Raw genomic sequence first — 20353 nt, forward strand, 5'->3', positions numbered from 1 at the left:
GGTCACTCCTCCTCGGTCTTCTCCGCCGCGGTGGCGGCGGACGCCTTGGGTTCCGGCTTCACCAGCGGGAAGAGCACGGTCTCCCGGATGTTCTTGCCGGTGAGCAGCATGATCAGGCGGTCCACCCCGAGGCCGAGGCCGCCGGTGGGCGGCATCGCGTACTCCAGGGCCCGCAGGAAGTCCTCGTCGACCTGCATCGCCTCGACGTCGCCGCCGGCCGCCAGCAGGGACTGCGCGGTGAGGCGGGCCCGCTGCTCGACCGGGTCGACCAGCTCGGAGTAGGCGGTGCCGATCTCGGTGCCGAAGATCACCAGGTCCCACTTCTCGGCCACGCCCGGGACCGAGCGGTGCTGGCGGGTCAGCGGGGAGACCTCGGTCGGGTAGTCCTTGATGAAGGTCGGCCGGACGGCGTTCTCCTCCAGCAGGCGCTCGACCATCTCCAGCACGATCTGACCGTGGCCCCAGTCCTTCTCGAACGGGATGCCGTGCTCGGCGGCCAGCTCGCGCAGCTCCTCCACCGAGGTCTCCGGGGTGACCTCGGTGTCCAGGCGGGCGGAGATGCCCGGGTAGACGCCGACCTCGTCCCACGGCTCGGCCAGGTCGATCTCGTGCTCGACGCCGTGCGGGTCGAGGCCGCGGATCACCGTGGTGCCCAGCGCGTCCCGGGCGGCGTTGACGATCGTCGCCCGGATCAGCTCGGCCTGGGTGTCGTAGTCGCCGTAGGCCTCGTACGACTCCAGCGAGGTGAACTCGGGGTTGTGGGTGGAGTCCGCGCCCTCGTTGCGGAAGTTGCGGTTGATCTCGAAGACCTTCTCCGCGCCGCCGACCACCAGCCGCTTGAGGTACAGCTCCGGGGCGATCCGCATGAAGAGGTCGATGCCGTACGCGTTGATGTGGGTCTTGAACGGGCGGGCGTTGGCGCCGCCGTGCACCGGCTGCAGCATCGGGGTCTCGACCTCGATGTAGCCGCGCTCCTCGTAGGTGCGGCGGATCGAGCGGACCACCTTGCTGCGCAGGTGCAGGATCTCGCGGGCCTCGGGGTTGACGATCAGGTCGACGTACCGCTGGCGGACCCGGGCCTCCGGGTCGGTCAGGCCCTTGTGCTTGTCCGGCAGCGGGCGCAGGCACTTGGCGGTGAGCGCCCAGCGGTCCACCATCACCGACAGCTCGCCGCGGCGGGAGGTGATCACCTCGCCCTCGACGCCGACCTGGTCGCCCAGGTCGATGTCCGACTTCCAGGCCGCCAGCCGCTCCTCGCCCAGCTTGTCCAGGGAGAACATCACCTGGAGGTCTCCGGTCCCGTCGCGCAGCGTGGCGAAGCAGAGCTTGCCGCCGGTGCGGGAGAGGATCACCCGGCCGGTGATGCCGACCCGCTCGCCGGTCGCGGTGTCCGGGGCCAGGTCGGGGTGCTTGGCGCGGAGATCCGCGATGGTGCTGGTGCGGGGGAAGCCGACCGGGTACGGGTCGACGCCGGCCGCCCGGAGCCGGTCGAGCTTCTCGCGCCGGACGCGCATCTGCTCGGGAAGGTCGTCGGTCGCGGGGATGGGGCTCTGATCGCTCACCCCACAAGGGTAGCCAGCCCCCGTCGGTGCTCCGCCACGGGATATCCGCGTCGCACGCCGGAGGGGGAGACCGCGGCTGCGGTCTCCCCCTCCGGCGGGTGCGGCGGACGGTCAGCCGGTGCCGGTGGCGAGCTCCAGTTCCTCCGGGCCGTCGGTCGGCGGAGCCGGGCGGACCGGGGGCTTGGGGCGGCGGCCGAAGAGCTCGGCGGGGGTGGGCATCCGGTGGGGGCGGGGCTCGGTCGGGGGAGCGGCGGGCTGCTCGGCGGGGGAGTCGGTGCTGCTCATCGGAATCCGTCCTCCAACAGGGGTGGGGAGACTGCGCAGGGGTGCGGCAGGACTCGGTACGGCCATGAGGTGGCGCTGGCCGGTGGTGAGGGCGAGCCGCTCGCGGACGGCGGCCTCGGCCAGCGCGTGGCAGCGCCCGGCGAGCCGGGAACGGCGGACCCGCTCGCCGTGGCCGCACGGCTGACGGGTCAGGCCGCGCAGCGCGGTGAGGTCCTCGGGTCCGGGCAGGTAGCCGTCGGCCACGGCCTCCTCCAGACGTTCCAGGTAGCCGCTGGCGCTGCCGGGCAGCGCCGACCGGTACCGGCCGAGGTCGGCGAGGAGGAAGGCGCGGAGCCGGCCGCCTTCCTGGACGGCTTCGTCGATCGCCTCGGTCAGGCGCAGTGCGTCCTGGACGTCCTCCGCCCACAGTTCGGCGCCCGCGCCGGCGAACGGCAGCGGTCCTTGGAGGTGGACGGGTACGGCGGGGTGCAGGGCTTGGGCGAGGGCGCGGCGCAGCACGCGGACTTCGTCGGCGCTGAAGGCCATGCCGCCGCGCGATCCGTGTGGCGTAGGCATGGGCTGACACTACGTGAGGAATATCCGATTTGTCGGTAGCGTCGCGCCGAATCCGCACGTTCGGCCCGGTGCCGGGGGTCCGGGCCGCGGGTGAGGTGCCCCGTTCGCCGGGATGTGGCGCCCGCCACACGCCGATGGCGTGTCCGCGGGGGGACACGCCATCGGGTGAAGCTGCGGGAAGGCCTCAGCTGGGGCGGTTGCGCTCGTACACCAGGCGCAGGCCGATCAGGGTCAGCCAGGGCTCGTGGACGTCGATGGTGGTCGCCTCGCCGAGGACCAGCGGGGCGAGCCCGCCGGTGGCGATGACCTGGACGTCGTCCGGGTCCTTGGCGAGCTCGCGGGCCATCCGGTCGACCAGGCCGTCGACCTGGCCGGCGAAGCCGTAGAGGATGCCGGACTGCATGCCCTCGACGGTGTTCTTGCCGATCACGTTCCGCGGCCGGGCGAGCTCGATCTTGCGCAGCTGGGCGCCGCGGACACCGAGCGCCTCCACCGAGATCTCGATGCCGGGGGCGATCGCCCCGCCGACGTAGTCGCCGCGGGCGCTCACCGCGTCGAAGGTGGTGGCGGTCCCGAAGTCGACCACGATGCACGGGCCGCCGTACAGGTGGTTGGCGGCCAGGGCGTTGACGATCCGGTCGGCGCCGACCTCCTTGGGGTTGTCCATCAGGACGTGCACGCCGGTCTTGACCCCCGGCTCCACGATCACCGTGGGGACGTCGCCGTAGTAGCGGCGGGCCATCTCACGGAGCTCGTGGAGCACGGCGGGGACCGAGGAGCAGATCGCCAGGCCCTCCACCGCGGCCTCGGCGACCGCGGTGTGGGCGCCCATCAGGCCCTGCAGAAGCACCGCCAGCTCGTCGGCCGTACGGCGTGGATCGGTGGAGATCCGCCAGTGCTCGACCACCTCCTCGCCGTCGAACAGGCCGAGCGTGGTCTGGGTGTTGCCGACGTCGATCGTGAGCAGCATGGGGTGCTTTCTGCGGGTCGGAGCGGGCGGGGTCGAGCTGACCGACAAGCCCTAGGCGCGCAGGTCCAGGCCGATGTCCAGGATCGGCGAGGAGTGCGTGAGCGCGCCCACGGCCAGGTAGTCGACACCAGTCTGGGCGACCTCGCGCGCGGTGGCCAGGGTCAGACCGCCGGACGCCTCCAGCCGGGCCCGGCCGGCCACCAGGTCGACGGCCTCCTTCAGCCGCGGGACGGTGAAGTTGTCCAGCAGGATCAGGTCGGCCCCGGCCTCCAGGACCGGCGGGATCTGCTCCAGGGTGTCCACCTCGACCTCGACCGGCAGCTCCGGGTAGGCGGCCCGGACGGCCCGGAAGGCCTCGGCCACACCGCCGGCCGCCACCACGTGGTTGTCCTTGACCAGGGCGGCGTCGGAGAGCGCCATCCGGTGGTTGGCGCCGCCGCCGCAGCGCACCGCGTACTTCTGCAGCGCGCGCAGGCCCGGGGTGGTCTTGCGGGTGTCGCGGACCACCGCGCCGGTGCCCTCCAGGGCGTCCGCCCAGGCGCGGGTGGCGGTGGCGATGCCGGAGAGGTGGCAGAGCAGGTTGAGCGCGCTGCGCTCGGCGGTCAGCAGGTCGCGGGTACGGCTGCGGACCGAGAGCAGCACCTGGCCGGCCTCGACCCGGTCGCCGTCCTGGACGTGCCGCTCGACCTCGAACTCCTCCTCGCAGACCAGCGAGACGACGGCCTCGGCGATCCGCAGGCCGGCCACCACGCCCGCCTCGCGGGCGGTGAAGTCGGCGGTGGCGACGGCGTCGGCGGGCACGGTGGCGACCGAGGTGACGTCCTCGCCGCCGGCCAGGTCCTCGGCCAGCGCCAGGGTGGCGATGTCCTCGACCTCGACCGGGTCCAGCCCGGCCTCCTCCAGCAGCTCGGCGAGCTGCGGGTCCAGGCCGGTCTCGTAGCCCTCGCCGTCCCCGCAGGCGCAGCCGTCGCCGCAACCGCCCTGGGAGTCGGCCAGGGAGAGTTCCTCGTGGGAGTGGGTCATGGTTCTACTGCTCCTCAGGGGTGCTGACAAGATCGCCGGAGGCGGTGAGGGTGGTGATCAGGTGGCGCCGCCAGTGGGCGTCGTCCCGCTCGGGGAAGTCCTCGCGCCAGTGGCAGCCACGGGTCTCCGCGCGCTGCGCGGCGGCCGTGACCAGGGCGGTGGCGACCAGCAGCAGGTTGGCGGCCTCCCAGGTCTCCACCCGGGGGTCGGCCGGCTTCGCCTCGGCGGCGTCCGCGTACGCCTGCTCGGCGAGCAGCGCCAGCCCGGCCGCGGAGTCGGCCATCGAGGTGGCCGAGCGCAGCACGCCCGCGCCGCGCGACATCAGCCGCTGGATCTCGGCGCGTGCCTCGGGAGCGGGCAGCGGCACCGGGTGCGCGGCGCGCGCCGCGGCCACGTCCACCGACCGCTCGGGCAGCTCGCCGGCCCGGTGGCGGGCGATCAGGTCGGCGGCGATCCGCTCGGCGAAGACCAGGCCCTCCAGCAGCGAGTTGGAGGCCAGCCGGTTGGCGCCGTGCACCCCGGTGCAGGCCACCTCGCCGCAGGCGTACAGGCCGGGCACGGTGGTGCGGCCCCGCAGGTCGGTGTGGACGCCGCCGGAGGCGTAGTGGGCGGCCGGGGCGACCGGGATCGGCTCGGTGACCGGGTCGATGCCGTGCGCGCGGCAGGAGGCGAGGATGGTCGGGAACCGCCGCTCCCACATGTCGGCGCCGAAGTGCCGCCCGTCCAGGTACATGTGATCGGTGCCCTGGAGCTGCATCCGCCGGGTGATGGCCTTGGCGACGATGTCGCGCGGGGCCAGTTCGGCCAGCTCGTGCTGCCCGACCATGAAGCGCGTCCCGTCGGCGTCGACGAGGTGGGCGCCCTCGCCGCGGACCGCCTCGGAGACCAGCGGCTGCTGGCCCTCGGCGTCCGGTCCGAGCCAGAGCACGGTCGGGTGGAACTGGACGAACTCCAGGTCGGCGGCGGCGGCGCCGGCCCGCAGGGCGAGCGCCACGCCGTCGCCGGTGGAGACCGCCGGGTTGGTGGTGGCGGAGAAGACCTGGCCCATGCCGCCGGTGGCGAGCACCACCGCGCGGGCCCGGATGGCGCCGACGCCGTCGCGCTGGCCCTCGCCCATCACGTGCAGGGTGAGGCCGGCCGCGTGGCCGTCGGCGTCGGTCAGCAGGTCGAGGACGAGCGCGTGCTCGATCAGCTCGAGGTCCGGGTCGGACCGCACGGCGGAGACCAGGGCGCGCGATATCTCGGCACCGGTGGCGTCCCCGCCGGCGTGCGCGATCCGGCTCCGGTGGTGGCCGCCCTCGCGGGTGAGCAGGATCTCGCCCTCGGCGTCGCGGTCGAACGCCGCGCCGGTGGCGATCAGATGGCGGACGGCCTCCGGGCCCTCGGTGACGAGGACCCGGACGGCCTCCTCGTCGCAGACACCGGCGCCGGCCACCAGGGTGTCGTCCAGGTGCTGCTCGGGGGTGTCGCCCTCGCCCAGGGCGGCGGCGATGCCGCCCTGGGCCCACCGGGTGGACCCGTCGTCCAGCATCGCCTTGGTGACCACCGTGGCCCGCAGGCCGGCCTTGCGGACGTTGAGGGCGACGGTGAGGCCGGCCACCCCGGAGCCGACCACCACGACGTCGGTGGTGGCCGTCCAGCCGGGGGCGGGGGCGGTGAGGCGGTGCGTGACGGACATGGCGTTCAGTGGCTCCTTCAGCGCGCGGTCGGGGCCGCGCCGTTGCGGTCACCGTACGCGCCCCCGGCCCGGCGGCCGGGGGGTGCCCCCAGGTCGCCGCGGACCAGCCCGGTGCCCTCCCCGGCCTCGGCCGGGTCGCCGCCCAGGCCGGTGATCCGGTTGCGGTCGTCCACGAAGACGACCCTGGGCAGGTAGCCCTTGGCCTCGGCGGTGTCCATCTGCCCGTAGGCGATCAGGATGACCAGATCGCCGGGGTGGACCAGGCGGGCGGCGGCGCCGTTGATGCCGATCACGCCGGAGCCGCGCGGGCCGGCGATGGTGTAGGTCTCCAGCCGGGCGCCGTTGTTGATGTCGACGATGTGGACCAGCTCGCCGGGGAGCAGGTCGGCGGCGTCGAGCAGGTCCTCGTCCACCGTGACCGAGCCGACGTAGTGCAGGTCGGCCTGGGTCACCGTGGCCCGGTGGATCTTGGACTTGAGCATGGTGCGGAGCATGGGGTCACGCCTCCTGTGAGTGCATGCCTGAGGGGTGCTGCTGCGTTATCGGACGATCATGCGGACGTTGTCGATCAGGCGGGTGGTGCCCACCTTCGCGGCCACGGCCAGCACCGCCTCGCCCTGGAAGCCGTCCGCCGCCTCGGTGAAGTCGTGCGGGTCGACCAGGGCGAGGTAGTCGAGGGTGACGCCCCCGGCGGCGTCGAGGACGGCCGCGGCCGCCTCGCGCACGGCCTTCGGGCCCTGCGCGGCCACGTCGCGGCCGGCGAACAGCGCCTTGGAGAGGGCGAGCGCGTGCTCGCGGTCCTCGGCGGAGAGGTACCGGTTGCGGGAGGACCGCGCCAGCCCGTCCTCCTCGCGGACGGTCGGCACGCCGACGATCTCGACGTCGAAGTCCAGGTCGGCGGTCATCCGCTGGACGATCGCCAGCTGCTGGGCGTCCTTCTCGCCGAAGAAGGCGTAGTCGGGGTCGGTGATGTGCAGCAGCTTGGCGACCACGGTCAGCACCCCGTCGAAGTGGCCGGGCCGGGTGGCGCCCTCGTAGCGCTCGCCCATCGGGCCGGCCGCCAGGCGCACCTGCGGCTCGCCGTTCGGGTAGACCTCCTCGACGGACGGCGCGAAGACCACGTCGGCGCCGTGCTCCTCGGCCAGCCGGACGTCCTCGTCCAGGCTGCGCGGGTAGCGCTCCAGGTCCTCGCCGGCGCCGAACTGCAGGGGGTTGACGAAGACCGTGACGGCCACCCGGCCCTCGTGGCCGACCTGCTTGCGGGCGGCCCGGATCAGCGCGGCGTGGCCCTCGTGCAGCGCGCCCATGGTCATCACGACCGCGTTGTCGACCGGCTGCTCGTCCGGCCAGAAGGCGGCCTCGAAGTCGGCGACGGTGTGGGTGACGACGGCCCGGTGGACCTTGGGTGCCCGCTGCGCCTTGCCGGGCTGCTTGCCGCGTGCCATCAGTGCTTCTCCTCGTTCAGTACGTCCAGCAGCGCCGCCGCCGACGCTTCGTCGATCGTCCCGTTGGCGAGCGCCCGCTGGGCGGTGGCCCTGGCCATCGCCCGGTAGGCCGCCGGGATGTCCGGGGACACCGTACTGAGCTGCGCCAGGTGGCGCCGTACGGTGCCCGCGTCGCCCCGGGCGACCGGGCCGGTGAGGGCCGCGTCGCCGGAGCGCAGGCTGTTGTCCAGGGCGGCGCCGAGCAGCGGGCCGAGCAGCCGTCCGGGCTCGGCGACGCCGGCCGTGCGCAGCAGCTCCAGCGCCTGCGCGACCAGCGTGACCAGGTGGTTGGCGCCGTGCGCGAGGGCCGTGTGGTAGAGCGGGCGGACGCCCTCCGGCACCCACTCGGGCTCGCCGCCCATCTCGACCACCAGCGCCTCGGCGACCGGGCGCAGCTCCTCGGGGGCGGTCACGCCGAACGGGCAGCCGGCCAGCCGGGCGAGGTCGACGGAGGTACCGGTGAAGGTCATCGCGGGGTGCAGCGCGAGCGGCAGCGCGCCGGCCCGGGTGGCGGGCTCCAGGACGGCGACGCCGTGCGCGCCGGAGGTGTGCACTACCAGCTGGCCGGGGCGGACGGCGCCGGTCGAGGCGAGGCCGGCGACCAGGTCGGCGAGGGCGTCGTCGGGGACGGTGAGCAGCACCAGGTCGGCGGCGGCGAGCACCTGCGGCGGGGTGACGATCCGGACGCCGGGCAGCAGCGCCTCGGCGCGGCGGCGGGAGGTGGCGGAGACCCCGGAGGCGGCGACCACGCGGTGCCCGGCGAGCTGGAGGGCGGCGCCGAGGGCGGGGCCCACGCGGCCGGTGCCGACCACGCCGACGGAGAGCCGGGCCGGGCGGTTGCCGGGGTCGGTGGGGTCGCCGAAGCCGTCGGGGAACGGGGCGGGGTCGCCGAACGCGGGGAAGTCGGCACTGTCGGACGTGCTCACGGCCAGGCCCTCGTCCTCACTCTCCGTTCCGGTCCTCCTCGGGTACCGGACGTACCGGCCCATTCTACGGCCGGGCCCGGCGGCCCCGGGCCGGGATCAGTCCGAGGCCCCGGCCCGGATCAGGCCCGCCTCGTAGGCGAGGACCACGGCCTGGACCCGGTCGCGCAGGCCGAGCTTGGCCAGGATCCGGCCGACGTGGGTCTTCACGGTGGCCTCGGAGAGGACCAGCCGGGCGGCGATCTCGCCGTTCGACAGGCCCTGGGCGACCAGCAGGAAGACCTCGCGCTCGCGCTCGGTGAGCGGGCCGAGGGTGTTCGGGCCCGGCGCGTTGTGCGGGGTGGGCAGCACCTCGGCGAAGCGGTCGATCATGCGGCGGGTGGTGGTCGGGGCGACCACCGCGTCCCCGCCGTGCACCGCCCGGATCGCGGCCACCAGCTCGGTCGGCGGCACGTCCTTGAGCAGGAAGCCGCTGGCGCCGGCCTTGAGCGCGGCGAAGGCGTACTCGTCGAGGTCGAAGGTGGTGAGGATGAGCACGTGCGGGGCGTCCGGCAGTGGGCTGCCGTCCTCGGCGAGGCAGATCCGGCGGGTGGCCTGCACCCCGTCCAGGCGGGGCATCCGGACGTCCATCAGGATCACGTCCACCTCCGTGTGCCGCAGCTTCTCCACGGCCTGCGCGCCGTCGCCGGCCTCGGCGACGATCTCGATGTCGCCCTGCGACTGGAGGATCATCCGGAACCCGGTGCGCAGCAGCTCCTGGTCGTCGACGAGCATCACGCGGATGGTCAAGGTGGCTCCTAGGGGGCGCGGCGGCGGGGTCAGTGGGCTGCCTTGAGCGGCAGTACGGCGCGGATCCGGAAGCCGCCGCCGGGGCGGGGGCCGATGTCCAGGCTGCCGCTGACCATACCGACCCGCTCCCGCATGCCGATCAGGCCGTGGCCCTGGCCGTCGGTGCCACCGGAGGACAACTGCTCGTCGGTGGTGCCGCGGCCGTCGTCCTCGATCAGGACGGCCAGCTCGCGCTCGCCGAAGTCGACCGCGACCCGGGCGTGCACGTCGGGGCCGCCGTGCTTGCGGACGTTGGTCAGCGCCTCCTGGACGATCCGGTAGACCGTCAGCTCGACGCCGCGCGGCAGTTCACGCGGGTCGCCGGAGGTGGCGAAGTCCACCTGGAGGCCGGCCGTGCGGACCTGGTCCAGCAGCTCGGGCAGCTCCTCGACGCCGGGCTGCGGCATGTACTCGTCGGCGGTGTCGGCGGTGCGCAGCACGCCCAGCAGGCGGCGCATCTCCACCAGGGCCTGGCGGCCGGTGGAGGCGATCGTGCTGAGCGCCTGCTTGGCCTGCTGGGGCGAGTTGTCCAGGACGTACGCGGCGCCGTCGGCCTGGACGATCATGACGGAGACGTTGTGCGCGACCACGTCGTGCAGCTCGCGGGCGATCCGGGCGCGCTCGGCGGCGACCGCCACCTTGGACTGGGCGTCGCGCTCGCGCTCCAGCCGGGCGGCGCGGTCCTCCAGCTCGACCAGGTAGGCCCGGCGGACCCGGGTGAGCCGGCCCCACGCCCAGCAGAGGATGAACGGGGTGCTCATCAGGAGCGTGATGACGACCGACTCGCCCAGGTGGTACGGCTGCTGCAGGATGTTGCCCTCGCCGTCGAGCTGTGTCTTGGTCGGGTGGAGCCGCCAGAAGACCAGCGGTCCGGCCGCCAGCCCGGCCGCCAGCGCCAGCCGGGACACCCAGGTGGAGGCGAACGCGGCACCGGTGTAGGCGAAGACCAGGTACGCGATGCTGGAGATGGCGGGATCGACGTCCAGCGCGACCTGGCCGACGCCGATCGCGGCGGCGGTGGCCACGGTGGCGTCGGGCCACCGGCGCCGGACGACCATCAGCAGCGGGAGGACCACCGCGATGGCGAGCTGGACGCCGTACCGCCAGCCGTGGTTGCTGCCGTTGTCCGGCAGTACGCCGAGGAAGAGCACGATCGACGCCCAGGCGGCGTCGACCACCATGGGGTGACGGCGGAGCCAGGCGTTGAGTCGATGCACGCCTCAAGGGTAGGCAGCCACCTGGCGTGTTCAGGTCCACCGGGAGGGCGATCCCGCCTACTCCCTAGGTCGGAGAAGCCCCGGTTCCGGTTGGGCGGGTCGTGGCCGGTCCCGGTAGCGTCCCGCCGCATGAGCTGGATGCGGTGGCGGCCCGCCATGGAAGAGGCCCTGTACGCCCCGGAGGGCGGTTTCTACCGCCGGCCGGAGGGCCCGGCCGGGCACTTCCGCACCTCGGTGCACGCCTCCCCGCTGTTCGCCCGCGCGGTGGCCCGGCTGCTGCTGGAGGTCGACGCGGCCCTCGGCCGTCCGGCGGAGCTGGCCTTCGTGGACGTCGGGGCGGGGCGCGGCGAACTGCTGACGGGGGTGCTGGCCGAGCTGCCGGACGCGGTGCGTTCCCGGCTGCGGCCGTACGGCGTGGAGATCGGGGCGCCGCGCCCGGCGGGACTGCCGTCCACAGCCCTGTGGACGACCGTGGTGCCGCGCGGTGTCACCGGCCTGCTGTTCGCCAACGAGTGGCTGGACAACGTGCCGCTGGACCTGGCCGAGGTGGGCGAGGACGGGCGGCTGCGCTATGTCGAGGTGGACACCGCGACGGGCGCGGAGCGCCCGGGCGAGCCGGTGACCGAGGCGGACGCCGCCTGGGCCGCCCGCTGGTGGCCGGGCGGCCGTCCGGGGGACGTGGTGGAGCTGGGCGGCCCCCGGGACGCCGCCTGGGCCTCGGCCGTCGGCGCCCTGGAGCGCGGGCTGGCGGTCGCGGTGGACTACGGGCACACGGCCGCCGCCCGCCCGCCGCTGACCACCCTGACCGGCTTCCGGGCCGGCCGCGAGGTGCCCCCGGTGCCGGACGGCTCCTGCGACCTCACCGCGCACGTCGCGCTGGACGCCGTGGCCGTGCCCGCCGTCCACAGCCTGTGGACGACGCAGCGGGAGGCGCTGCGGGCGCTCGGGGTGAGCGGGACCAGGCCGCCGCTCGCACTGGCCTCCTCCGACCCGGTGGCCTACCTGCGCGCGCTCGGTGGCGCGGGCGAGGGCGCGGAGCTGACCGACCCGGCCGGCCTCGGCGGTTTCGGCTGGCTGGCGCAGGCCGTCCGGATGCCGCTGCCCGAAATCCTGAAGGGGGCACAGGGGCTGGAGCGGCCGGCGGGATGGCAGACTCTGACCCCATGAGGGAGACCACGGTCGGCATCGGAGCGGGAGCCGAGAGCTTCACGGGCGAGGCCGGCAGCACCGACATGGTGCTCAACATCGGCCCGCAGCACCCCGCGACGCACGGCGTCCTGCGGCTGAAGCTGGTGCTGGACGGCGAGCGGATCGTCACCGCCGAGCCGGTGATCGGCTATATGCACCGGGGCGCGGAGAAGCTCTTCGAGGCCCGCGACTACCGGCAGATCATCATGCTGGCCAACCGGCACGACTGGCTCTCCGCCTTCGCCAACGAACTGGGCGTGGTGCTGGGCGTCGAGCGGATGCTCGGCATGGAGGTGCCCGAGCGCGCGGTGTGGATCCGCACCCTGCTCGCCGAACTGAACCGGGTGCTCAACCACCTGATGTTCCTCGGCTCCTACCCGCTGGAACTGGGCGGCATCACCCCGATCTTCCACGCCTTCACCGGCCGTGAGGACCTCCAGCACGTGCTGGAGGAGGCCTCCGGCGGGCGGATGCACTACATGTTCAACCGGGTCGGCGGCCTCAAGGAGGACCTGCCGGCCGGCTGGCTCGGCCGGGTCCGGGCGGCGGTCGCCACCGTCCGCTCCCAGCTGCCGGTCTTCGAGGAGCTGGTGCTCGGCAACGAGATCTTCCGGGTCCGCACCGCCGGCGTCGGCGTGCTCACCAGGGCACAGGCCGAGGCGTACGGGGTGAGCGGCCCGATCGCGCGGGCCAGCGGCCTCGACTTCGACCTGCGCCGGGACGAGCCCTACCTGGCGTACGGCTCCGAGGAACTGCGCCGGGTGCTGACCGTGGTCACCCGCGAGGAGGGCGACTGCCTGGCCCGCTTCGAGTGCCTGCTGGAGCAGACGGTCAACTCCCTCGACCTGGCGGACGCCTGCCTGGACAAGCTGGCCACGCTGGCGCCCGGGCCGGTCAACCTGCGGCTGCCCAAGGTGCTCAAGGCACCCGAGGGCAGCACCTACGCCTGGACGGAGAACCCGCTCGGCGTCAACGGCTACTACCTGGTCTCGCGCGGTGACAAGACGCCGTGGCGGCTCAAGCTCCGCTCGGCGTCCTTCAACAACATCCAGGCGCTGACCGAGCTGCTGCCCGGCACCCTGGTCGCCGACATGGTGGCGATCCTGGGCTCGATGTTCTTCGTCGTCGGGGACATCGACAAGTGACCGGCGGGTAGCCGTCCGCGACCCCGGCGCGCGGCGGGCCGGCCGGGTACGGCGGCCACCCGCGCGCCGCGGCTACGCCTTCTTCTTCGGCTTCGCCGGGTCGGCCGGGTGCGGGGCCACCTTGCGGTCGCCCTTGGTGGCGATCCGCTGCTCGCAGAGGCCGGCCAGCACCTGGTACGCGGCCTTGCCCATCAGCTCGGTGAGCTCGGGGCGGTAGCTGACGTACACCGGGTCCGGGCCGGTGTGCGCGTCCGGGCTGCCGGTGCACCACCAGTGCAGGTCGTGGCCGCCCGGGCCCCAGCCCCGGCGGTCGTACTCGCCGATGGTGACCTGGAGGTAGCGGGTGTCGTCCGGGCGGTCGATCCAGTCGTAGGTGCGGCGCACCGGGAGCTGCCAGCAGACGTCCGGCTTGGTCTCCAGCGGCTCCTTGCCCTCCTTGAGGGCGAGGGTGTGCAGCGCGCAGCCGGCGCCGCCGGGGAAGCCCGGGCTGTTGAGGAAGAGGCAGGCGCCGTTGACCCGGCGGGTCTGCCGGTCGCCGTCCTCGTCCAGCATGGTGATGCCGCCGTCGAGCCTGATCCGGCCCCTGTCGTCGGTGCCGTGCTCGAAGTTCTCCCAGATCTCCGGCGTCAGCCGGGCCGCGTGACCGGCCACCCGCTGCTCGTCGTCCTCGTCCGAGTAGTGGGCGCCGAGCGTGCAGCAGCCGTCCGACTCGCCCCGGCCCTCGCGGATGCCCTGGCAGCCGCGGCCGAAGATGCACGTCCAGCGGGAGGTCAGCCAGGTGAGGTCGCAGCGGAAGACCTGCTCCTCGTCGTCGGGGTCGGTGAACTCGACCCAGGCGCGCGGGAAGTCGAGCGGGACCTCGGCGCGCAGGGTCGGCATGGCGAGATCGATCGCGGTCGTTCCGGCCCTGGGCTTCTTCTTGGACGTTTCTGCTGCTGCCACCCGGCAAGGGTAGAGCCTTCGCGGAGGTGCGAACCGCCCGTGGCCGGGGCATTTGCGGTGATTTCACCGGCGGTCCACCGCCCGTGGGCCCGCGGCGGGGGCCTCGGGGGGAGGTGGAGGCGGGGCGAAGAGGTCACCGGCGTCCTGCGGCCGGGGCGGGATCCGGCTCCAGGACTTCAGCTCTAGGATGGGCGGCCGGTCCGCGACGGGAGGTACGGGGATGGCCGGCGGCAGCGGCAAGTTCGTCATCAAGCCCTGGGAACTGCACGGCGAGGGGCGGGAGTTCGAGAAGATCTCGGCGGACCTCGGGAAGGCCGCGGCCGCCCTGGAACAGGGCCTCGCCGCGCTCGGCAGCCCCTGGGGACCGGACCGGCCGGGCAGCGGCTTCGCCACCGTCTACCGCGAGGCGCACGGCGAACTGCTCGGCGGCCTGCGCGGGTTGGCCGGGCGGCTCGGCCAGGTCGGGGCCGGGCTGCACACCATGGCCGAGCGGACCACGGACGCCGACACCTCGGCCGCGGCGGGCTTCGGCGCGACGGCCGGCACCGGGCCGGACGGCAGGCCGACGGCGGCCCCGGCACCTTCGACGGCCCCGGTGACGTCCGCAACCCCGGCGGCCGTGGGGACCGTCCCCGAGGACAGGCCGGCCTGACACCGGCCCTCCCCGCCCGCCCGTGCCGCCGCCCGGCGGTGATCCGCCTCCCGAAAGGGGAACGCGCGTGTCCCGGAAGCTGCCCGAGGAGCTCGCACCGTTGCTGGCCAGGACCGGCCACCGGTGGCCGCAGGCCGACGAGGACGGGCTGCGCAAGGCGGCCGGGCTCTGGCGCGAACTCGGCGCCGAGGCGGAGCGCCTCGGCAGGCGCGGCGGCGACTCCGCCAGGCGCGTCACCGGGGAGAACTCCGGCCGGGCGGTGGAGGCCTTCGGCGAGTACTGGCGGGCGTTCAGCGGCGGTGGCAAGGGCCACCTGGACGACGCCCACTCCGCCGCCGGGCTGGTGGCCGGCGCCTTCGACCGGGCCGCCCGGGCCGTGGACGGCTGCAAGGCCGATGTCGTCGCGGCCCTCACCGAGCTGGCCGCCGAGCTGAAGCAGGCCGAGGAACAGGCGGCCAGGGCCAGGGCGGCCGCCGTCAAGGCCGCCGAGGCCGCCGAGTCCGCCCGGAACGGGAGCGGCGCCGCTCCCGGCGGGGTCTTCGGCGGGCTGGCGGCCGGGGTGCGGAACACGGCCACCGGGCAGGTCGCCGAGGCGATGGCGGCGGTCGCCGTCGAGGCCGCCCGGCTGAGGATCGGCGGGCTGCTGGACGAACTCGGCCGGGCCATGAAGGACGGGCTGGCCACGGCGCTCAAGGAGCCCGCGGTGGTCGCCCTGCTGCGCCTCGGGCCCAGCACGCCCGGCGCGGCCGGGGTGCGGACGGCCTCCTGCGCCACCGGCCCCGGCGGGGCCTTCGACCCGCTGGCCGCCGGGCTGCCGGCCGCGCTCGCCGAGCCGGGCGTGCTGGGCGCGGGCGGTGCGGGCCTGGCGGTGGTGATCGGCGCGGACGGAAAGCCGGTGGCCGGTGCGGACGGGCAGCCGGTGGTCGGGGTGCCCGGTCTGAGCGTCAGGCTCGACGAGGCCGGCCGGCCGGTGCTGGACGAGGCGGGCAACCCGGTCATCGTCCGGGCGGACGGCACACCGGTGGCGGACGCGAGCGGGCTGCTCGTCGTCCAGGGCCCGGACGGCAGGCCGGTGGTCGGGGTCGAGGACCTGACCGTGCGGCTGGACGAGCACGGGCGGCCGCTGCTCGGCAGGGACGGCCGGCCGGTGCTGACCGACAAGGACGGCACGGAGGTCCTCGGTGTGCCGCTGACCGGCCTCGCGGCGGGCGACGCCGGGCCGGGCCGGGCCCACCGCGCGGGTGTCGGGCCGGACGGTGTCCTCGGCGGCTCCCCGGACGGCACACCGCCGGGGGAGCCCGGTCCGGTGGTGCCGGGCGCCGGGCCGGACGCCGTGGTGCGGGCGGCCGGCCAGGAGTCCGGCTCCGGCGGGTCCGTCGGCCTGGCGGGTGACCCCGGCGTTGCGGCGGGCGGCTCCGGTGACGGCCGGCAGGTGCGGACCGGGCCGGTGGGCGCTGCCGACCGGGCCCCCGCCCAGGCCGAGAGCCCGGTCCGGGCCCCGGCGGCCCCGGCACACCAGAGTGGCGGCGGCTCGGACGGCGGCGACTACACCCTGGCGCCCGCGTCCTCGCACTCCGGCGGTGGTGGAGGAGGAGCTGGTGGCGGCGGAGTGCCGGTCACCGTGCGGACGGACTCGGTGCTCGCGCCGCCCGCGTCCGCGGCGCCGCCCTCCTGGTCCGCGCCGTACCACCCCGGTCCGGACGCGGCCACCGGCGGCCCGGGCGGCGGCTCCTACCCGGGTGCGTACGGGGGTTCGTACGGGGGCGGCTACGGCGGGCCGGTGGGCGCGGGAGCGGTCGGCCCCGGCCCGCTCGCGAGCAGTGCGGGCGGCGTGGGCGGCGCGGGCGGTTACGGCGGAGGCCCCGGTGCGGCCGGGCACGGCCCGGCGCCGTTCGGCAGCGGAATCGGCGCGGGCGCCCCGGCCGGGGCCGGTGCCCTCCACCCCGGACCGGCGGGCCCGGCCATCACGGTCGCGCTCCCCGGCGCGGGCGCCCCGGTGCCCGGGCAGCCCGGATCAGGCCCGGCCGCCCCCGGACAGCCCGCGCCCACCGAACCGCGTCCGGGCGCCGTCGGAGCGGGCCCGGGCGGACCTCGCGCGGCCACCGGTGCCCCGCACCCGGTCACCACCCCCGGCCCGCTGCCCGTCCCCCCGCCGCCGGTCGCCCCACCGCTGCCCGTCCCGCCGCCGGCCGGGCCGGGCGGCGGACGCCCCGAGCCCCACCCGGGCGACACCCGCCGCCGTCCGGACGGATCACCGGCCGAGGGCCAGCCGGGGACCGGCTGGGGAGCCGTCCCGGTCGCCACCGCCCACGCGATGGCCCTCCAGCTCGCCCTGCGCGCCCCGCGCACCGGCACCGCCCCCGGCGGTCCGGTGGTCCGCCTGCGGACCATCGCCGACAGCCGCCCGTACGGCCGGCCCGGCGGGCTCGCCCAGGTCGACCCCGAGCACCAGCGCGAGGTCGAACGCCGCGCGCCCCGGGACGGCGACGGCCTGCCCGTCCGCCACCCGGCCCCGGCGGCCGGCGGCTGGGCCGAGGCCGTCAACGACGGCGGCCCCCGCGAACCGGGCCGGGCCAACAACAGCCTGGAGATCGCGCTCTCGGCCGTGGACACCTTCACCGGCCGGCCGACCTGCGCCGCACCGCGCGTCCCCACCGAGGGCGACGCGGGCGAGCGCGGCGGACGCGACCGCGCGGAGCGCGAACTCGGCGCGCCGTTCCGGGACCTCGGCGACGGCGGCCCGGCCTTCGGCCGGCTGGCCGGCGAACTGCGCCGGGCCGGCCACGGCTCCCAGGCGCTCCTGCTCACCCTGGACGGCTTCGGCCGCCCGCACGCCTGGAACGCCGTCAACCACCGGGACACCGTGACCTATCTCGACCACCAGGTCGGCCGCCAGGGCCCGGCCCCGCTGCACGACGGCCGCCACGGCCTCTGGGCGATCGCCCTCGACCCCGAGGGCCGCCCGCTCGATCTCGCCGTCCGCCGGTTCGAGGCCGTCGAGGCCGTCGAAGCTGCCGAGGCCGTCGAAGCCGCGCCCGCGCCGGGTGCGGCCTCGACGACCGTGCCGTCCGTCCCTTCCGGTTCCGGCCGGGCCGCCGCAAGGAGCACCACCCCGTGACCACTCGCGCGCAGGCGATCGAGGCCGCCCACCGCTGGATCAACGGCGAACTGCCCGGGGCCTCGGCCGGGAGCCGCCCGGTGCGCTCGCACGAGTTCGACCTCGGCTGGGTGCTCTGGGCCGAGCCACCGCCGGTCCGGGTCGACCCGAGGACGGGCGAGCGGCGGGCCCCCGAGGAGATCGGCGCGGCCTGCGCCGTGGTGGACCGGGAGACCGGGCGGTTCACCGTCTGGCCGTCCGTGCCGGTGGACGAGGTGGTCGCGCTGTACCGGGACTTCCTCGGCGCGGGCGGGTACGACCCGGCCCTGCCACCGGCCACCGGCCGGGGCACCCGGGCCGAACTCACCTACCGGGACGGCTTCGGCGAGGTCCGCACCATGGCGCTGCGCTCGGCGCCCGGGCTGCCGCATCCGGCGCTGCGCGGCTGGTGGCGGCTGCGCGAACAGGGCGTCCGGGCCGAGGACGTGCTGGCCGTCCACACCGACCTGCGGCTGGGCGCGCTGCCCGGCGGCTACTGGGCGCACGCGCTGGCCGCCGAGCTGCCCGGGGCCCGGGTGGGCTTCGACCTGCCGTACGGGCCGCGCTTCGACCACCGGGCGGCGGCCGTCCGGGCGCTGCCGGCCGTGCCCGGCGAACCGGCCCCCAACCGGGTGCCGTTCCCGCGCACCGCGCCGTCGGCCGCCGTCGAGCGGGCCGCCGCCGAGCCGGCCGGTGCCCTGGCGGCCCGGCTGGTGCGGCGGTTCGGGGCGGGCGGCGTCCAGCGCTTCGGCCCGGACGACGTCGCCCGGGCCGATCTGCCGGAGGACTGCGCCGGACTGCTGCTCACGGTCGGCGTGCCGGTGGCCGTCGAGGGCTTCTTCGCGCTGCACCACCCCCGGCCCGAGGCCATCGCGGACGGCACCCGGCCCGGCCCGGTGCTGCCGCCGCTCGCCGCCCACCTGGCGGACGCCGGACGCGGCACCAGGATCGCCGATCGGGAGCGCCGGGCGCTGGCCCCGCAGCTGCTGCTCGGCACCGACGGCTGGGCGCTGATCACCGTGGACACCGCCCGCGGCGCCGTCCGGGCGGTCGACCCCGACTACGCCACCGCCCGGCACTGCAACGACGGCCCGGCGGCCTTCGTCCGCTGCCTGGAGCTGTTCGCCGGGCGGCTCCCCGGTCTGCGCGGCCCGGACCGACGTGCCGCCGGGACCGCCGTCGCCGACCTCCAGCGGGGCCTGGCGGCGATCGACCCGACGGTCTTCGACGATCCGGAGAACTGGTGGGCCGTCATCGTCGAGCAGCTCTGGGACGGCCTGTTGTGAGCCCCGCCGCCGGCCCGTCGGCGCCCGCACCGGCGCCCGCGTCGGCCCGTCGCGCGCGGTGACCGGCCGGGGTCCGTACCGACCCACCCGGACCAGCGCGAATACCGCCGCGGCCGGGTGGGCGCGGCACCGTATCGCGTAGCGTGGAGAGTTATGCGACTCGGTGTTCTCGACGTAGGTTCCAACACGGTCCACTTCCTCGTGGTGGACGCCCATCCCGGTGCCGCCCCGCTGGCCGCGTACTCCCACAAGGCCGAGCTGCGGCTCGCCGAACTCCTCGACGAGCAGGGGGCGATAAGCGAGGCCGGGGTGGAGCGGCTGGTCGGCATGGTCGCCTCGTCCATCCGGGTCGCCGAGGACAAGGGCGTCGTCGACATCCTGCCCTTCGCCACCTCCGCCGTCCGCGAGGCGGCCAACGGCGAGGAGGTGCTGCGCCGGGTCGCCGAGGAGACCGGCGTCGAACTGCGGGTGCTCTCCGGACAGGACGAGGCGCGGCTCACCTTCCTCGCCGTCCGCCGCTGGTTCGGCTGGTCCTCCGGCCGGCTGCTCAACCTCGACATCGGCGGCGGCTCGCTGGAGATCGCCTGCGGTCAGGACGAGCAGCCCGACATCGCCTGCTCGCTGCCGCTCGGCGCCGGCCGGCTCACCGCCCGCTGGCTGCCCGGCGACGTCGCCGACCCGGACGGCCTGCGCGAGCTCAGACGCCACATCCGGGCCGAGATCGCCAGCGTGGTCGGCGAGATCTCCCGGCTCGGCGCCCCCCACCACGCCGTCGCCACCTCCAAGACCTTCAAGCAGCTCGCCCGGATGAGCGGCGCCGCCCCCGCCGAGGCCGGCCCGTACACCGACCGCCGGCTCACCCGCAGCGGCCTGGCCGCCTGGGTGCCCCGGCTCTCCGCGATGACCGTCGCCGAGCGGGCGCAGATCCCCGGCGTCTCCGAGGGCCGGGCCAAGCAGCTGCTGGCCGGCGCCCTGGTCGCCGACGCCGCGATGGACCTCTTCGGCCTGGACGAGCTCGACATCTGTCCGTGGGCGCTGCGCGAGGGCATCATCCTGCGCCGCCTGGACGCCATGGACAGCCCGACCGACCGGCACCCCGCCCTCGCCGGCTGAGGCCTTCGGCCCGCACCGGCGGGGGGACCTGGCTCCGTTCCGGGCGCGGTCCGCTTACGCTGTCTCCCGTGGCGCAACCAGCGGACGAGGACGGGACGCAGGGGGGCCGCGCTGCCGGAACCGGGCAGCCGCGGCCGGACGGCCCGCGCCGCACCCGCCCGGACGAGGGCGGCGCCGAACCCGGGACCACCGGCCGTGCCCGCAAGCTCGGCAAGGCCGTGAAGGGCGTCAAGACGGCCAAGGCCGCCAAGGCCGCCAAGGCGGCCGGGGCGTCGAAGACCGCCAAGACCGTGCAGGCGGTGAAGACGGCGGCGAAGAAAGCCGTCCAGAAGACCCCCGGCGCCGAACGCGGCCCGGAACGCGGCC

General features: G+C 75.6%; 17 protein-coding genes. 6 read left to right on the forward strand and 11 right to left on the reverse strand.

The window, feature by feature from the left end; all coding sequences use genetic code 11:
- Window positions 1-2: 2 nt before the first annotated feature.
- The 10 genes from lysX to ACIO5D_RS12905 all read right to left on the reverse strand — a co-directional run bounded on the left by lysX (window position 3) and on the right by ACIO5D_RS12905 (window position 10525).
- Window positions 3-1607, reverse strand: coding sequence for a bifunctional lysylphosphatidylglycerol synthetase/lysine--tRNA ligase LysX (gene lysX, locus ACIO5D_RS12860; protein WP_400795078.1), 1605 nt, complete (start codon window positions 1605-1607; stop codon window positions 3-5).
- A gap of 66 nt (window positions 1608-1673) precedes the next feature.
- Complete coding sequence (locus ACIO5D_RS12865) at window positions 1674-2402, reverse strand: hypothetical protein (protein WP_363606026.1); 729 nt, start codon at window positions 2400-2402, stop codon at window positions 1674-1676.
- A gap of 184 nt (window positions 2403-2586) precedes the next feature.
- Window positions 2587-3372 (reverse strand): type III pantothenate kinase, encoded by a 786-nt coding sequence (locus ACIO5D_RS12870; RefSeq protein WP_363606025.1) that lies wholly within the window; start codon window positions 3370-3372, stop codon window positions 2587-2589.
- A gap of 51 nt (window positions 3373-3423) precedes the next feature.
- Entirely contained in the window at window positions 3424-4395 is a 972-nt protein-coding gene (gene nadC, locus ACIO5D_RS12875; RefSeq protein WP_400795047.1) for a carboxylating nicotinate-nucleotide diphosphorylase, read from the reverse strand.
- Between the two features lie 4 nt (window positions 4396-4399).
- Window positions 4400-6073 (reverse strand): L-aspartate oxidase, encoded by a 1674-nt coding sequence (locus ACIO5D_RS12880; RefSeq protein WP_400654320.1) that lies wholly within the window; start codon window positions 6071-6073, stop codon window positions 4400-4402.
- A gap of 17 nt (window positions 6074-6090) precedes the next feature.
- Window positions 6091-6567: an aspartate 1-decarboxylase gene (gene panD, locus ACIO5D_RS12885; protein WP_400654322.1), complete on the reverse strand. Its 477-nt coding sequence runs from the start codon at window positions 6565-6567 to the stop codon at window positions 6091-6093.
- A gap of 45 nt (window positions 6568-6612) precedes the next feature.
- A complete protein-coding gene (gene panC, locus ACIO5D_RS12890; protein WP_363606020.1) occupies window positions 6613-7518 on the reverse strand; it encodes a pantoate--beta-alanine ligase in 906 nt (301 codons plus the stop codon).
- Entirely contained in the window at window positions 7518-8483 is a 966-nt protein-coding gene (locus tag ACIO5D_RS12895; RefSeq protein ID WP_400654324.1) for a Rossmann-like and DUF2520 domain-containing protein, read from the reverse strand. Before ACIO5D_RS12895 ends, panC begins: the two co-directional genes overlap by 1 nt.
- A gap of 96 nt (window positions 8484-8579) precedes the next feature.
- Window positions 8580-9269 carry a response regulator transcription factor gene (locus ACIO5D_RS12900; protein ID WP_363606019.1) on the reverse strand — a complete coding sequence of 230 codons (690 nt, stop codon included), beginning with the start codon at window positions 9267-9269 and terminating at the stop codon, window positions 8580-8582.
- 29 nt (window positions 9270-9298) lie between these two features.
- Window positions 9299-10525, reverse strand: a complete 1227-nt coding sequence (locus ACIO5D_RS12905; protein WP_363606018.1) for a sensor histidine kinase — start codon at window positions 10523-10525, stop codon at window positions 9299-9301.
- Between the two features lie 129 nt (window positions 10526-10654).
- On the opposite strand from ACIO5D_RS12905, the gene ACIO5D_RS12910 reads away from it, so the two are divergent.
- Window positions 10655-11692: an SAM-dependent methyltransferase gene (locus ACIO5D_RS12910; protein ID WP_400654329.1), complete on the forward strand. Its 1038-nt coding sequence runs from the start codon at window positions 10655-10657 to the stop codon at window positions 11690-11692.
- Window positions 11689-12858, forward strand: coding sequence for an NADH-quinone oxidoreductase subunit D (locus ACIO5D_RS12915; RefSeq protein WP_363606014.1), 1170 nt, complete (start codon window positions 11689-11691; stop codon window positions 12856-12858). Before ACIO5D_RS12910 ends, ACIO5D_RS12915 begins: the two co-directional genes overlap by 4 nt.
- Window positions 12859-12930: 72 nt before the next feature.
- Here the strand turns inward: ACIO5D_RS12915 and ACIO5D_RS12920 are convergent, their stop codons facing one another.
- Window positions 12931-13737, reverse strand: coding sequence for a hypothetical protein (locus tag ACIO5D_RS12920; protein ID WP_363606065.1), 807 nt, complete (start codon window positions 13735-13737; stop codon window positions 12931-12933).
- A gap of 283 nt (window positions 13738-14020) precedes the next feature.
- Between ACIO5D_RS12920 and ACIO5D_RS12925 the strand changes: the two genes are divergently transcribed.
- The 4 genes from ACIO5D_RS12925 (at window position 14021) to ACIO5D_RS12940 (ending at window position 19987) form a co-directional block, all read left to right on the forward strand.
- Window positions 14021-14452, forward strand: a complete 432-nt coding sequence (locus ACIO5D_RS12925) for a hypothetical protein (RefSeq protein WP_363606013.1) — start codon at window positions 14021-14023, stop codon at window positions 14450-14452.
- Between the two features lie 67 nt (window positions 14453-14519).
- Entirely contained in the window at window positions 14520-17570 is a 3051-nt protein-coding gene (locus tag ACIO5D_RS12930; RefSeq protein ID WP_400795050.1) for a toxin glutamine deamidase domain-containing protein, read from the forward strand.
- Window positions 17567-18874 (forward strand): SUKH-4 family immunity protein, encoded by a 1308-nt coding sequence (locus ACIO5D_RS12935; RefSeq protein ID WP_400795052.1) that lies wholly within the window; start codon window positions 17567-17569, stop codon window positions 18872-18874. Before ACIO5D_RS12930 ends, ACIO5D_RS12935 begins: the two co-directional genes overlap by 4 nt.
- A gap of 153 nt (window positions 18875-19027) precedes the next feature.
- On the forward strand, window positions 19028-19987 hold the full coding sequence (locus tag ACIO5D_RS12940; protein WP_363606009.1) for a Ppx/GppA phosphatase family protein: 960 nt from the start codon (window positions 19028-19030) through the stop codon (window positions 19985-19987).
- Window positions 19988-20353: the final 366 nt, after the last annotated feature.

It is taken from the genome of Kitasatospora sp. NPDC087315 (assembly GCF_044744345.1).
GTDB lineage: Bacteria > Actinomycetota > Actinomycetes > Streptomycetales > Streptomycetaceae > Kitasatospora.

Bases quoted from the DNA above. Each gene is read 5' to 3' on its own strand.
- panC (WP_363606020.1), bottom strand. From the start codon at position 7,518: ATGGCACGCGGCAAGCAGCCCGGCAAGGCGCAGCGGGCACCCAAGGTC.
- ACIO5D_RS12910 (WP_400654329.1), top strand. From the start codon at position 10,655: ATGAGCTGGATGCGGTGGCGGCCCGCCATGGAAGAGGCCCTGTACGCC.
- ACIO5D_RS12925 (WP_363606013.1), top strand. From the start codon at position 14,021: ATGGCCGGCGGCAGCGGCAAGTTCGTCATCAAGCCCTGGGAACTGCAC.
- nadC (WP_400795047.1), bottom strand. From the start codon at position 4,395: ATGACCCACTCCCACGAGGAACTCTCCCTGGCCGACTCCCAGGGCGGT.
- ACIO5D_RS12880 (WP_400654320.1), bottom strand. From the start codon at position 6,073: ATGTCCGTCACGCACCGCCTCACCGCCCCCGCCCCCGGCTGGACGGCC.
- ACIO5D_RS12870 (WP_363606025.1), bottom strand. From the start codon at position 3,372: ATGCTGCTCACGATCGACGTCGGCAACACCCAGACCACGCTCGGCCTG.
- ACIO5D_RS12915 (WP_363606014.1), top strand. From the start codon at position 11,689: ATGAGGGAGACCACGGTCGGCATCGGAGCGGGAGCCGAGAGCTTCACG.
- ACIO5D_RS12920 (WP_363606065.1), bottom strand. From the start codon at position 13,737: ATGCCGACCCTGCGCGCCGAGGTCCCGCTCGACTTCCCGCGCGCCTGG.
- ACIO5D_RS12865 (WP_363606026.1), bottom strand. From the start codon at position 2,402: ATGCCTACGCCACACGGATCGCGCGGCGGCATGGCCTTCAGCGCCGAC.
- ACIO5D_RS12940 (WP_363606009.1), top strand. From the start codon at position 19,028: ATGCGACTCGGTGTTCTCGACGTAGGTTCCAACACGGTCCACTTCCTC.
- panD (WP_400654322.1), bottom strand. From the start codon at position 6,567: ATGCTCCGCACCATGCTCAAGTCCAAGATCCACCGGGCCACGGTGACC.